The 13,172-nt window shown below is 66.2% G+C and carries 14 protein-coding genes; 8 read left to right on the top strand and 6 right to left on the bottom strand.

The genetic code is table 11. The features are described from left to right. The 7 genes from pqqC to folK form a co-directional block, all read left to right on the top strand. A partial coding sequence (pqqC, locus tag BLT59_RS06400; RefSeq protein ID WP_091777678.1) for a pyrroloquinoline-quinone synthase PqqC occupies window positions 1-966 on the top strand: 966 nt, incomplete at its 5' end. Then, complete coding sequence (gene pqqE, locus BLT59_RS06395; protein WP_091777606.1) at window positions 963-2,108, top strand: pyrroloquinoline quinone biosynthesis protein PqqE; 1,146 nt, start codon at window positions 963-965, stop codon at window positions 2,106-2,108. The genes pqqC and pqqE, both read left to right, overlap by 4 nt. Before the next feature lie 11 nt (window positions 2,109-2,119). After that, entirely contained in the window at window positions 2,120-2,830 is a 711-nt protein-coding gene (locus tag BLT59_RS06390) for a hypothetical protein (protein ID WP_244513876.1), read from the top strand. Next, window positions 2,811-3,173, top strand: coding sequence for a hypothetical protein (locus tag BLT59_RS06385; protein ID WP_091777602.1), 363 nt, complete (start codon window positions 2,811-2,813; stop codon window positions 3,171-3,173). Before BLT59_RS06390 ends, BLT59_RS06385 begins: the two co-directional genes overlap by 20 nt. 84 nt (window positions 3,174-3,257) lie before the next feature. Continuing rightward, the gene (gene folP, locus BLT59_RS06380; protein WP_091777675.1) at window positions 3,258-4,094 is read left to right on the top strand and encodes a dihydropteroate synthase; all 837 of its coding nucleotides are present in this window, start codon (window positions 3,258-3,260) and stop codon (window positions 4,092-4,094) included. 2 nt (window positions 4,095-4,096) lie between these two features. Further along, a complete protein-coding gene (gene folB / locus BLT59_RS06375; protein ID WP_091777600.1) occupies window positions 4,097-4,474 on the top strand; it encodes a dihydroneopterin aldolase in 378 nt (125 codons plus the stop codon). After that, window positions 4,471-4,941: a 2-amino-4-hydroxy-6-hydroxymethyldihydropteridine diphosphokinase gene (gene folK, locus BLT59_RS06370; protein ID WP_091777598.1), complete on the top strand. Its 471-nt coding sequence runs from the start codon at window positions 4,471-4,473 to the stop codon at window positions 4,939-4,941. The genes folB and folK overlap by 4 nt, the downstream gene beginning before the upstream one ends. Before the next feature lie 49 nt (window positions 4,942-4,990). Here folK and xoxJ read toward each other — a convergent pair whose 3' ends face one another. The 6 genes from xoxJ to BLT59_RS06340 form a co-directional block, all read right to left on the bottom strand. Then, window positions 4,991-5,836, bottom strand: a complete 846-nt coding sequence (gene xoxJ / locus BLT59_RS06365; RefSeq protein ID WP_244513875.1) for a rare earth element methanol dehydrogenase accessory protein XoxJ — start codon at window positions 5,834-5,836, stop codon at window positions 4,991-4,993. After that, on the bottom strand, window positions 5,836-6,447 hold the full coding sequence (locus tag BLT59_RS06360) for a c-type cytochrome, methanol metabolism-related (RefSeq protein ID WP_091777594.1): 612 nt from the start codon (window positions 6,445-6,447) through the stop codon (window positions 5,836-5,838). Before BLT59_RS06360 ends, xoxJ begins: the two co-directional genes overlap by 1 nt. Window positions 6,448-6,580: 133 nt before the next feature. Beyond that, window positions 6,581-8,386: a lanthanide-dependent methanol dehydrogenase XoxF1 gene (gene xoxF1, locus BLT59_RS06355; protein ID WP_091777592.1), complete on the bottom strand. Its 1,806-nt coding sequence runs from the start codon at window positions 8,384-8,386 to the stop codon at window positions 6,581-6,583. A 704-nt stretch (window positions 8,387-9,090) separates the two neighbouring features. Further along, window positions 9,091-9,378 carry a hypothetical protein gene (locus BLT59_RS06350; RefSeq protein ID WP_091777590.1) on the bottom strand — a complete coding sequence of 96 codons (288 nt, stop codon included), beginning with the start codon at window positions 9,376-9,378 and terminating at the stop codon, window positions 9,091-9,093. 110 nt (window positions 9,379-9,488) lie between these two features. Continuing rightward, on the bottom strand, window positions 9,489-10,676 hold the full coding sequence (gene rnd, locus BLT59_RS06345) for a ribonuclease D (protein ID WP_091777588.1): 1,188 nt from the start codon (window positions 10,674-10,676) through the stop codon (window positions 9,489-9,491). 94 nt (window positions 10,677-10,770) lie between these two features. Beyond that, window positions 10,771-11,169, bottom strand: a complete 399-nt coding sequence (locus BLT59_RS06340; RefSeq protein ID WP_244513874.1) for a hypothetical protein — start codon at window positions 11,167-11,169, stop codon at window positions 10,771-10,773. 144 nt (window positions 11,170-11,313) lie between these two features. Between BLT59_RS06340 and aspS the strand changes: the two genes are divergently transcribed. Next, window positions 11,314-13,158 (top strand): aspartate--tRNA ligase, encoded by a 1,845-nt coding sequence (gene aspS, locus BLT59_RS06335; protein WP_091777671.1) that lies wholly within the window; start codon window positions 11,314-11,316, stop codon window positions 13,156-13,158. Window positions 13,159-13,172: the final 14 nt, after the last annotated feature.

Below are 13,172 nucleotides of genomic sequence, written 5' to 3'. Positions count from 1 at the left end.
CACCGGCTGCTACACGACGGCAAGTTGTCGAAGGATCAGGTCCGGGCCTGGGCGCTGAACCGCTACTACTACCAGGCGATGATCCCGGTGAAGGACGCCGCCGTGCTGGCGCGCATGACCGACGCGTCGCTGCGGCGGATCTGGCGCCAGCGCATCGTCGACCATGACGGCGACCACGAGGGCGACGGCGGCATCGAGCGCTGGCTCAAGCTGGCCGAGGGCGTCGGCTTCGACCGCGCCTACGTGCTGTCGACCCGCGGCATCCTCTCGGCCACGAAGTTCTCGGTCGAGGCCTATGTCCATTTCGTCTCCGAGAAGACGCTGCTGGAGGCGATCGCCTCGTCGCTGACCGAGATGTTCTCGCCGACGATCATCTCCGAGCGCGTCGCCGGGATGCTGAAGAACTACGACTTCATCACCAAGGACACGCTGGCCTATTTCGACAAGCGCCTGACCCAGGCGCCGCGGGACGCCGACTTCGCCCTGGACTACGTCAAGCAGCACGCGACGACGCCCGAGCTGCAGCGGCAGGCGCTGGCGGCGCTGACGTTCAAGTGCACCGTGCTCTGGACGCAGCTCGACGCGCTGTACTTCGCCTACGTCGCCCCCGGCATGGTCCCCCCGGACGCGTGGCAGCCCGGAGAAGGGCTCGTGGCCGAGGCATCGCGGGCCGGATCGGGCGCGGCCGGCGGGACGATGGCGGCCGGCGACCGCCCGCGGCTGCCGCGCGGGGTTCGGCTGCGCAACGACGAGACCCGCGGCAAGTGGGTGCTCCTCGCCCCCGAGCGCACCTTCGATCTCGACGACAACGCCGTCGCGGTCCTCAAGCTCGTGGACGGGGCGCGCAGCGTCGCCGACATCGCGGACGAGCTGGGCAAGACCTACGCGGCCGATCCGCGCGCCATCGAGGCCGACATCCTGGTGATGCTCGACGGCCTCGCGGAGAAACGGGTTCTCGAGCGATGAACGCGCTGACGCCGAACCGCCCCGATGCGCCAGCCCCGGTCGGTCTGCTCGCCGAGCTGACCCATCGCTGCCCGCTGCGCTGCCCGTACTGCTCGAACCCGCTGGAGCTCGACCGCCGGTCGGGCGAGCTCGACACGCAGACGTGGCAGCGTGTGCTCGGGGAGGCCGCGGCGCTCGGCGTCCTGCACGTGCACCTGTCCGGCGGGGAGCCGACGGCGCGCAACGACATCGTCGAGATCACCAAGACCTGTGCCGATCTCGGCCTGTACTCGAACCTGATCACCTCCGGCGTCGGCGGGGCGCTGGGCAAGCTGCAGGCGCTCTACGATGTCGGGCTCGACCACGTGCAGCTCTCGGTGCAGGGCGTCGACGCGCAGAACGCCGAGAAGATCGGGGGCCTGAAGAACGCCCAGCCGCAGAAATTCGCGTTCGCCGCCAAGGTGGTCGAGCTCGGCCTGCCCCTGACGCTGAACTCGGTGATCCACCGCGGCAACATCCACGAGGTGGCCGGCTTCATCGATCTCGCCGTGAAGATGGGCGCCAAGCGACTCGAGGTAGCGCACACGCAGTATTACGGCTGGGCCTACGTCAACCGCGCCGCCCTGATGCCCGACAAGGCGCAGGTCGATGAATCGATTCGGATCGTTGAGGCGGCCCGGGAGCGCCTGAAGGGTCAGCTCGTCATCGACCTCGTCGTGCCCGACTATTACGCGAAATATCCGAAGGCCTGCGCGGGTGGCTGGGGCCGCAAGCTGATGAACGTCACGCCCCAGGGCAAGGTCCTGCCCTGCCACGCGGCCGAGACGATCCCAGGGCTGGAGTTCTGGAACGTCAACGACCACGCGCTCGGCGAGATCTGGCGCGACTCGCCCGCCTTCAGGGCCTATCGCGGCACCGAGTGGATGAAGGAGCCCTGCCGCTCCTGCGACCGGCGCGAGAAGGATTGGGGCGGCTGCCGCTGCCAGGCGCTCGCGCTCGCCGGCGACGCGGCCGCCACGGATCCGGCCTGCTCGCTCTCCCCACTCCACGCCAAGGTCAGGGCCCTCGCTACCGAGGAAGCGGCCGAAAACCCGCCCGACTACGTTTATCGGACGATCGGCAGCAACGTCCGGTCGCCGCTCAAGGAGGACGTGCACTCGTGAGAAGTCTTGTCGTGAGGAGCCTTGCCGCGACGACCGTTGGGCTGGCTCTGGCCGCGTCGCCGGCCCTTGCAGAGGATGCCTCAAAGCCTGCCACCGTCACCCAGGCCAACGCGGCCGCTCCGCCTTCGGCGGCGGATCTGCTGTTCGATCAGCCGCACATGAAAAATACCGCGCCGGGTTCGACGCTGACCTACGATTACCTGCGCCGCTCGGGCATCGCGAAGGGTCCGTTTGGGCCGCCGCTGGCGGACACGGTCCAGCTGAAGGTTGAGCCTGGCAAGAGTGCCGAGGCGCGCGATATCAGCGTGGTGATGTTCTCCGGGTTGAACCGGGTACCGGCTGGCCCGTTCGAGGACATGCCGGGCAATCCGGTCGTGTCGCTGTTTCTCGAGAACCACCTGCGTGGTCTGGCCAAGGTACTGGAAGCGAACCCGCGCTACCTCAAGCTCGCAATCCGCAAGGGCCTCCGCGAGAAGGCCGTCGTGACGCCCGCGAAGGTGAATATCGACGGGCGCGAGGTTGATGGCTGGCGCGTCGTCACCAAGCCGTTCGCGGGCGACGCGATGGCGCAGCGCATGCGCGGCATGGACGACATGACCTATACCTTCGTCATCGCCCCCGCCGTCCCGGGCGAGATCGTCTCGATCGAGGCATCGTCGAAGAGCCCGGATGGCGGCGAGCTGCTCGAGGAGAAGCTGAACTATGATCAGAAGGCTGGCTGAACGGGGCACCCTGGCCGTCCTCGCTCTGACGTTGTCAGGCCTGGCCGGCTGGGCGGCCGAGGAGAACGACTACCCGACCGACGCGCGGGTCGATTACGTGTTTGGCTGCATGGCGGCCAACGGGCAAACCCGCGAAAGCCTGCAGAAATGCTCCTGCTCGCTGGACCAGCTTGCCGCGATCCTGCCGTACGACAAGTACGTCCAGGCAAGCACGGTCCTGTCGATGCGACAGGGCATCGGCAACCGTGCGAACGAGTTCAAGTCGACCAAAATCTTCGACGACAAGGTCGCCGAACTGCGCCGCGCCCAGGCCGAGGCCGAGATCCGCTGCTATCGCGGCTGAGATTCGCGACGAGGCCGGCGTTGCGCCGGTCTCCCGATTCGCGCAAACCGGCTCCCGATCGCGCCTGTGAACGGGACCCGCTCCGTGACCTCCTCGTCTAGCCTGTCCCACCTGTTGCCCGCCCTCGGCGGCCGCACCCTGGTCATGGGCATCCTCAACGTCACGCCCGATTCCTTCTCGGATGGCGGCCTGTTCGCCGCTGAGGCCGAGGCGGTGGCGCAGGCCGAACGTCTGGTCGCGGAGGGAGCCGCAATTCTCGACATCGGCGGGGAATCGACTCGGCCCGGTCACGTTCCGGTCTCCGCCGACGAGGAGCAGGCGCGCGTCCTGCCGGTTATCCGGGCCGTGGGGCCGCGGCTATCGGTGCCGATCTCCATCGATACCTACAAGGCGTCCACGGCGCGCGTTGCACTCAAGGCGGGCGCTCGGATCGTGAACGACGTCTGGGGACTTCAGCGCGAGCCCGACATCGCCTCCGTGGCGGCCTCGCACGGCGCGCCGGTCATCATCATGCACAATCGCGAGACGATCGATCCGAATCTCGACATCGTCGCCGACATGCTGGCCTTTTTCGAGCGGTCTCTCACCATCGCTCATCGGGCAGGCATAGCGGATTCCGAGATCGTGCTCGACCCGGGCGTCGGCTTCGGCAAGACGTGGAACCAGCATCTCGAGGCGTTACGGCGTCTGCCTGAGATCCGGGCCCTCGGGTTTCCCGTTCTCGTCGGTGTTTCCCGCAAGTCTCTCCTCGGACGCCTGCACGACCGCGAGACCCGTCCGGCGGACCGCCTGTACGGTTCCCTCGCCGCCCATGCCGTCGCGGCGACTCTTGGCGCTGATATTGTTCGTGTGCACGATGTGGCGGCGCATATCGACGCGATGCGCGTCGTCGACGCCGTGATGCGCCCTGAGGCCCGGTGAGCATGGCGGGCGACCTGATCCGCGTCACCCGGATTGCCGTCTTCGGCAGGCACGGCGTGCTGGCCGAGGAGGCGGTGCTCGGCCAGCGCTTCTACATCTCCCTGGAAGCCCAGGTGGACCTTGAGGCCGCGGGCCGCTCGGACGACGTGGCCGGCACTGTCAGCTACGCGGATCTCACGGCGGTCGCGGTTGGGATCGCCACCGAGCGACGCTTCAACCTGATTGAGGCCCTGGCCGAAGTGATCGCTACAGAAATCCTCCGCCGTTTCGCTCCGATCGATGTCATCACGGTCCGTGTCGACAAGCCGAGTGCGCCCGTCCCCGCAATCCTGGAAAGTGTCGGCGTCGAGATCACGCGCCGCCGCGGAGCCGGTCGATGAGGGCCTATCTCGGCATCGGCAGCAATGTCGGTGACATGGCCGCGATGCTCGATGCCGCGGTGGCGGGTCTCGCGGCGATCCCCGGCCTCACGGTCACCGCGCGGTCTTCCGATTATCGCACGCCACCGTGGGGCAAGACTGACCAGCCGTGGTTTCTGAACGGGGCTGTGGCGGTGGAAACGAGTCTCGATCCCCACGGCCTGCTCGACGCTTGCCTGCACGTGGAGCACAAACTCGGGCGCATCCGCGAGGAGCGGTGGGGGCCGCGCGTGATCGATATCGACGTTCTGGCCTACGAAGGCGCCAGCATCGACGATGCACGTCTGGTTCTGCCGCACCGTTATGTGCGCGAACGAGCCTTCGTGCTGGTGCCCCTGGCCGAGATTGCGCCCGATCTTGTGATCGGCGGCGAACGTGTGGCCGATGCTCTGGCCAAACTTGACCGGACCGGGATCGAGCGCGCCTGACCTCCCGCGACTAAAGGGGCGAACTTGAGGGGCACATTAGCGCCGCTTGTCAGCGCTCACCCGGATCGGCCAGCTTGTTCTCCTCATCATCGAGGAGGGGCACGTCGTAATCGCGCAGCACCTTGTCGATATCGGCCTTGCGCTTGCGCAGAACGGTGTTGAGCGAGCGCTTCCAATCATTCTCGCCGATCCGGACGCCCATGGCGATCCGGTAGGCCATCGGGGGCCGCTCCGGCTCCTTGAGCAGTGGCACGACGCTCATGGCGGTGCCCGATTGCTTGGCGAGCCACCCCGCCGCCGGTCCCCAGAGCACGGCTGCGTCGATTTCCTTGGCTGCCAGCGCCGCGATGATCTCGGCGGCGACCGTCTGGTGCTTGCGCGCCGGGTCGAGCTGGTAGGGCGCGTAGGCCTTCATGCTCGAGACGAGGCCGAGTTCGCCCATTCGGTTCACCGGCGGCGTACCGGCGATCACGCCGATGCTCTTGCCCTTCAGACGCGGGTCATCGAGACCGGTCACGCCGTTATACTCACCCTTCCGGGTGACCAGCGTGTAAGCGGATCGATAATAGGGATTCGTGGTCTGTACGAGGTCGCTCCCGAAGGCCTGGCCCATGATGACGTCGCACAGCCCGGTGCCGAGCGTGTTGCGCACGAAACCGGGCCCTTGAGTCAGCCAGTAATACCGGACCTTGATCTTCAACTCGTCAGCGATGATCGCTGCGATCTTGTTTTCAAAGCCGTCCTCCTTGCGTTCGGAGAACGGCATGTTGCCCGGATCACCGCAGACGCGCAGCACGTCGGTTGTGACCGTATCCGGCAGATGCTGGGCGAGAGCCCCCCGCGTCCCGGTCAGAGACAAGGCGCAGAGGATTGCGATCCGGGCAAAAGACGACATCAGCCGCCCATGCATTCCTTCTCCGCCTTCTTGGCGGTATCGGGCTTATCTTCGTGATCGGAGGGACGAATACGCCCGATCGCTCCGGCGGCCCGTGCCTTGAGGTAGACGTACAGGTCGTCCGAGTAGCACATGACGTTCTTGTTGTCGCCGAAGGCGGGCATGACCTTCTGCTCGGCGGCATTCACATCCTGCTTGCCGCCCGCCAGGATGCCGATGAACTCCTCGTAGGAGAGGTGCTTCAGCGAATCCTTGAGCGCTGGCGCGTAGGTCGAGCCCATGCCATCCGGACCGTGACACACGTGGCACTCGGCGTGATAACGGCGATAGCCCGAGTAGGTGTACCAGTCGAGCATCTTGCCGTCCTGGGTCACGTGAAACGTCGGGTGACCGTCGGCATCGAAGTACTTGCCGTCCTCGACCTTCACCGCAGCATCCTGCTTCAGAAGCTTGGGATCCTGCTCGGCGGTCTTGTCGTTCGCGTTGTACGAGTTGGCGAGCTTGGGGTCGGCAGGCTTGGCATCCTCAGCATGTACGGCAACCGTCGAGACGGTCGCTAGGGCGAGGGCGGCGATAACCGGCCGCGTTACGATCTTGCTGAGGTTGAGCAACGCATGTGTCTCCCTGGATCGAGGCTCTTCGTCTCCCCCCGAGCCGCAGCCTCTTGCGAGAATGTCTAATCACAAGGATGCCGGCGCGGGAACCCGCGCCGGCATCGTTTTTCACGTCGAACCCTGCGGCCGATTAGTTCGGCAGGGCGAAGACCGTCAGCTGGCCGCCGAGGTTGGTGTACTGCGACAGAGCCGCGTAGCCACCCACCGCGCCGAGACCGGCGTTCGGGTCGGTCAGGCCGGCCGCGAGGCCGATACCCGCCCAGCCGCCGACGCCCGACAGGACGCCCACGTACTGCTTGCCCTTGTGCTGGTAGGTCATCACGTTGCCGATGATGCCCGACGGGGTCTTGAACTTGAACAGCTCCTTGCCGGTCTTGTCGTCGACCGCCTTCAGGTAGCCCTCAAGCGTTCCGTAGAACACCACGTCGCCGGCGGTGGCCAGAGCACCGGACCACACCGAGAACTGCTCGGCGTTGGACCACTTGATCTTGCCGTTGACGCCATCCCACGCGATGAAGTTGCCCATGCCGCCGTGCGAGTTCGGGGCCGGGTACATCGAGAGGGTCGCACCGACGTAGGGCTGGCCCGGGGTGTAGGTCACCCGGAACGGCTCGTAGTCCATGCAGACGTGGTTGGTGGGCACGTAGAACAGGTTGGTCTTCGGCGAGAAGGCCGCAGGCTGCTGATCCTTGGTTCCCAGCGCCGCCGGGCAGATGCCCTTGGAGTTGGTGTCCTCACCGTTCTGCTCGGTCGAGTACTTCGACACGACCAGCGGACGGCCGTAGTTCTTCGAGCCCTTGTCCATGTCGACCTTGGACGCCCAGTTCACGGCCGGGTCGTACTTCTCGGCGACGAGCAGGGTGCCGTCCGCGCGGTTCAGCGTGTAGCCGAAGCCGTTGCGGTCGAAGTGGGTCAGGAGCGGCTGCTCCTTGCCGTCAACCTTCTGATCCGTGAGGATCATCTCGTTGATGCCGTCGTAGTCCCACTCGTCGTGGGGGGTCATCTGGTAGACCCACTTGGCCATGCCGGTATCCGGGTTACGCGCCCAGATGGTCATGGACCACTTGTTGTCGCCCGGACGCTGCTTGGGGTTCCAGGTCGAGGGGTTGCCCGAGCCGTAGTACATCAGGTCGAGCTTGGGATCGTAGGAGAACCAGCCCCAGGTGCAGCCGCCGCCGGTCTTCCACTGATCGCCTTCCCAGGTCTTCAGCGAGGAGTCCTTGCCGATCGGCTTGCCGAGCGACGTGGTCTTCTCCGGGTCGACGATCAGCTGATCGTCCGGGCCCTCGGAGTAGCCGCGCCACACCTTCTTGCCGGTCTTCAGGTCGTAGGCGGTGACGTGGCACTGCACGCCGAACTCGCCGCCCGAGATGCCGACGATGACCTTGTCCTTCACGGGCAGAACCGTGGCGGTGTTGGTCTCGCCCTTCTTCGGGTCGCCGTTCACGACCGACCAGTTGACCTTGCCGGTCTTGGCGTCGAGCGACACGAGGGTGGTGTCGGCCTGGTGCAGGAGGATGGCGCCGTCGGCGTAGGCGAGGCCGCGGTTGACCGTGTCACAGCACATGACCGGGATCACGGACGGATCCTGCTTCGGCTCGTACTTCCAGAGGATCTTCGCCTCGTGGTCGAGGTCGAGGGCGTACACGATGTTCGGGAACGGCGTGTGCACGTACATGATGTTGCCGACGACGAGCGGCGAGCCCTCGTGGCCGCGGAGCACGCCGGTCGAGAACGTCCAGGCGACCTGTAGGTCCTTGACGTTCTTGGCATTGATCTGATCGAGTTTCGAGTAACGCGTATTCGCGTAATCGACCGTCTGAAGAACCTGTTCCGCCGGGTTGGCGATGCCCTTCATGACGCTTTCATTGGCCAGCGCCGGCGCGGCGACGGCCGCGACACCTGCGCCGAGCGCAAGGAGATGTACCGCTCTCATGGGTTCCTCCGACAAGTCTTGAGAGTTCTCGCGGCGCACGAAAAGACTGGCGTCGCTCGGACTCCGACCTGACTGTTTGCGACAGGGATGGACGCCTCGGTAGCGGGCATAGTGGACTTCGAGGAGATCTACTGATCCCCTAGCCAGGAGCCGCCATCCCTGAGGCGGCTCCCTCGAAACCGAGGCTTGCCCGGACCTTAAGAGATTTTTGAGCGCCGTCAACTCGCAGTTCGGCACCTGTGAGCACACAGTGAAAGCTTCTTTTCTTGTGACAAATGCACGGTCGATGTCATGCATTTGCGAAAAGAAATGGTGCGGCGCACAAGAGGCGGTCGGTTCCTTTAGCTGCATCACACGGCTACGGATGCGGCTTCCATGCAGAACTTGCAGTCGCGAGCGCTTTGCTCGGCATTAGCATGCACTTGTTGCGCGGGCCGCCAGTCCGGGCAAAGCGGAGCCCGGCTCCGCTCCATCGCGGTGCAAGACGGCTTGGCCGTTTTGTCCTGCCAAATTTTCCCGGTCGACCCGCGTGCGCCCAGTCGCCGCATCCGATATTTTGACGGATCCGGTCGACCGAATTCGTGTTCGCGCGCGACAAATTGCCAGATCGTCCCGCTTCTCAGAATCATTCGGCCTTCGGCCGCACCCAGCGCGAATGCTGAAGACAGCCGCGGCCGGTAATGTCTGGTGGCTCAGGACCACTGTCAGAGAGCGCCGACTGGTCCTGTGCTCTCGAATTCGGCGACCTCGCCAACCAAGTCCGTCACGGAGATGTTGAGGCGTCGGCCATTGGAGAGCCGGAGTTGGGCGTCCGGCTCCAGCCAGATCGGCCGCAAGCCCGAATAACTGCCGTAGAGGTTACCGTACGCGACGAGCCCGCCTTCACGCCGTTCGACAACGAGCCGATAGCGGACCCGAGCGGATTCGCATCCCTCTGCCGATACGAGACCGCGCCCGGTCAGCGTCTTCAAAATCTCGTTCGGTTCGAACATACGCGGGATGCACGGCCGGGATTAAATGGCAATCCGATTGCCATTTAATCCCGCTCCGGTGGCAAGTCACGCCTATGGGCCCGGATTGTCCCACGACCGTCGCGGCGCTGTCATTCGGCCGGGTCGTCGCTGGTCTCCACAGGCTCGGTCTGCAGAGCGCGGACCACGATCCGGCCGCCCTCGACCGAAAGCGCCAGCCTGCCCTGCTTCAGTGCCAGGGCCTTTTGGCCGAACAGCGCGCGGCGCCATCCCTGGAGAGCCGCCACCTCGGCGGCATCGTCGTCGGCGATCGCCTCCAGATCGTCGACCGTGGCGATGATCTTGGGTGCGACACCTTCGGCCTCGCAGACGGCCTTGAGCAGGACCTTCAGGAGTTCGACGATCGCGCCGTTGCCGCCGCTCCGCCGCGCGCGCTCGGGCATCCGGACGGCGCTGGTGTCACGGGCGAGACCGCGCTCCACGGCGGCGACGATGTCGGCCCCCGTCCGGGAGCGCTCGAACCCCGCCGGAATCGTGCGCAATCGGCCGAGCGCCTCGGCGTTGCGGGGCGCCGCCGACGCGATGTCGATCACCGCTTCGTCCTTCAGGACCCGCCCGCGCGGAACGTTGCGCGCCTGGGCCTCGCTCTCGCGCCACGCTGCCACTTCCATCAACACAGCGATCTCCCGCGGCTTACGCATCCGCCCGGAGAGGCGCCGCCAGGCCTGGGCGGGGTCGGCGCGGTAGGTCTCGGGAGAGGTCAGCACCGCCATCTCCTCGTCGAGCCAAGCGCCGCGATCGGTCCGCAGCAATTCGGCGACGAGCACCTCGTAGATCTTCACCAAGTGCGTCACGTCCGACAGCGCGTAGGTCAGCTGCGCCTCGGAGAGCGGCCGTCGCGACCAGTCCGTGAACCGGGACGACTTATCGATCTTGGCCTTCGCGACATCGTTGACGAGTTGCTCGTACGAGACGGAATCGCCGTAGCCGCAGACCATGGCGGCGACCTGCGTATCGAAGAACGGATGCGGCAGGATCCCGCCGATCAGCCAGATGATCTCCAGGTCCTGACGGGCGGAGTGAAACACCTTGACCGTGCGCTCGTCGGCCATCAGCGCGATGAACGGCTCGAGGTCGATTCCCGGGGCCAGAGGATCGACCAGCACGCCCGTGCCATCCGGAGCCGCCAACTGGATCAGGCAGAGCTTGGGATAGTACGTCGTCTCGCGCATGAACTCCGTGTCGACGGTCACGAAGGGCTGCTCGGCGAGGCGTGTGCAGATCTGGCGCAGTGCGTCAGTGTTGGTGATCAGGTCCATGCATCGGCTATACGCAACCGCAGCCAACATGGGGAGACGCGCCCGCGCAGGTCCCCATCTTTCGCGCACAGCCCGTCATCGCCAGGCAACATCGCTAAGCCAGGGCAGAAACGGCCGCCTTCCGGCGCACGCGTGCCTGTCGGCGGATCCGCAGCGCGTCGGCCCGGCGTTGCGCCTCGGCGCGCCCGAGCAGCCGGTCGAGGATCCCGGTCTCGATGCGCTCGCCGGTGGTCCCGTCGACGAGACGGCGGATCCGGTCCACCCGAAACCCACGATAGCCGCCGCGCCGCGCGTCGATGCCGCCGAGCAGCGTCCGGCCCGGACCGAGCTTGAGTTCGCGCGCGTCGAGCGACCGGTTGCTCCAGGCGCCGGTCGCGTCCTCGTAGACGAGGTCGAAGTGGCCTTCGAGGGGCAGCGTCCGCCACCCGGCCGAAGCCCGTCCGGGTGCCGGCTTCACGGTCTGCTCCTGGACGAAAAAAACGTTGTCGTTCATGGACATCATATGGGGATGGCATGCCCCGCGCGGTAGGCCGCGGGACGCTTGCGGAGCGGCTTTTGGGGCCGTGCTGCACACCCCGCGCTTGACTTGGGGGGCCTCGCGTGAATGGTGCCGGCCTTCCCTCAGAAGAAGCCCATCATGCACCGTTACCGTTCCCACACCTGCGGGGCGCTTCGCCCGTCCGACGTCGGGCAGAGTGTCCGCCTCTCCGGCTGGTGCCACCGCATCCGTGACCACGGGGGCGTGCTGTTCGTGGACCTGCGGGACCATTACGGGCTGACCCAGTGCGTGATCGACTCCGATTCGCCCGCCTTCAAGGCTGCCGAAGCTGTGCGTTCGGAATGGGTTGTGCGGATCGACGGCCGCGTTCGCACCCGCCCGGCCGGCACCGAGAATGCCGAGCTGCCGACCGGGGCGGTCGAGGTTTATATCGATGATCTCGAGGTGTTGGGCCCGGCCGGCGAGCTGCCGCTGCCGGTCTTCGGTGATCTCGAATATCCAGAGGAGACGCGGCTGCGCTACCGCTTCCTCGACCTGCGCCGGGAGAAGCTCCACGCCAACATCATGAAGCGCGGCGCGATCATCGATTCGCTTCGCCGCCGGATGCGCGAGGGCGGCTTCTTCGAGTTCCAGACCCCGATTCTGACCGCCTCGTCGCCCGAAGGTGCACGCGACTACCTCGTGCCGTCGCGGGTGCATCCCGGCAAGTTCTATGCACTTCCGCAGGCGCCGCAGCAGTTCAAGCAGCTGACGATGATCGCGGGCTTCGACCGCTACTTCCAGATCGCGCCCTGCTTCCGCGACGAGGATGCCCGCGCCGACCGGAGCCCTGGCGAGTTCTACCAGCTCGACATCGAGATGAGCTTCGTCACCCAGGAGGACGTGTTCCAGGCGGTGGAGCCGGTGCTGCGCGGCGTGTTCGAGGAGTTCGCCGAGGGAAGGCGCGTCACCAAGGAATTCCCGCGCATCACCTACGCGGATTCCATGCTGAAATACGGCGTCGACAAGCCGGATCTGCGCAACCCGCTGATCATCGCCGACGTCACCGACCTGTTCGCCCGCGACGACGTGGCGTTCAAGGCGTTCAAGGGCGTGATCGCCTCCGGGGGCGTGGTCCGCGCGATTCCGGCGACCGGCGCGGGCGCGCAGCCGCGCTCCTTCTTCGACAAGCTCAATGACTGGGCCCGCTCCGAGGGCGCGCCGGGCCTCGGCTACGTCGTGTTCGAGGCGGAGAACGGCGAGCTCACCGGCAAGGGGCCGATCGCCAAGTTCATCCCCGCCGAGGTTCAGGCGCTGATCGCCGAGCGGGCCGGCGCGAAGGCCGGCGACGCGGTGTTCTTCTCCGCCGGTGTCGAGGGCAAGGCGGCCGGCCTCGCCGGCAAGGCCCGTATCCGCATCGGCGACGAGCTGGGCCTGTGCGACAAGGACCAGTACGCGTTCTGCTGGATCACCGACTTCCCGATGTACGAGTGGAGCGAGGAGGAGAAGCGGGTCGACTTCTCCCACAACCCGTTCTCGATGCCGAACATCGACCGCGAGGAGTTCCTGGCGCTCGACCTCGATGCGCTGTCCTCCGAGGACGAGAACGGTCCGAACACCAAGCGCATCCTGGGGATCAAGGCGTTCCAGTACGACATCGTCTGCAACGGCGTGGAGCTGTCCTCCGGGGCGATCCGCAACCACCGTCCCGACGTCATGGAGAAGGCCTTCGCCATCGCGGGCTACGGCCACGAAGTGCTGGAGCAGAAGTTCGGCGGCATGCTGAACGCGCTGCGCATGGGCGCCCCGCCGCACGGCGGCATCGCGCCGGGGGTGGACCGCATCGTCATGCTCCTGTGCAACGAGCCGAACATCCGCGAGGTGGTGCTGTTCCCGATGAACCAGCGCGCCGAGGATCTGATGATGGGCGCGCCCTCGGAGGCGACGCCCAAGCAGCTGCGCGAGCTGCATATCCGTCTCAACCTCCCCGAGAAGAAGGCCTGAGGCGCCGCGCTTCG

The organism is Methylobacterium sp. UNC378MF (assembly GCF_900103195.1).
GTDB lineage: Bacteria > Pseudomonadota > Alphaproteobacteria > Rhizobiales > Beijerinckiaceae > Methylobacterium.
This window is presented reverse-complemented; position numbering and strand designations above follow the sequence as displayed.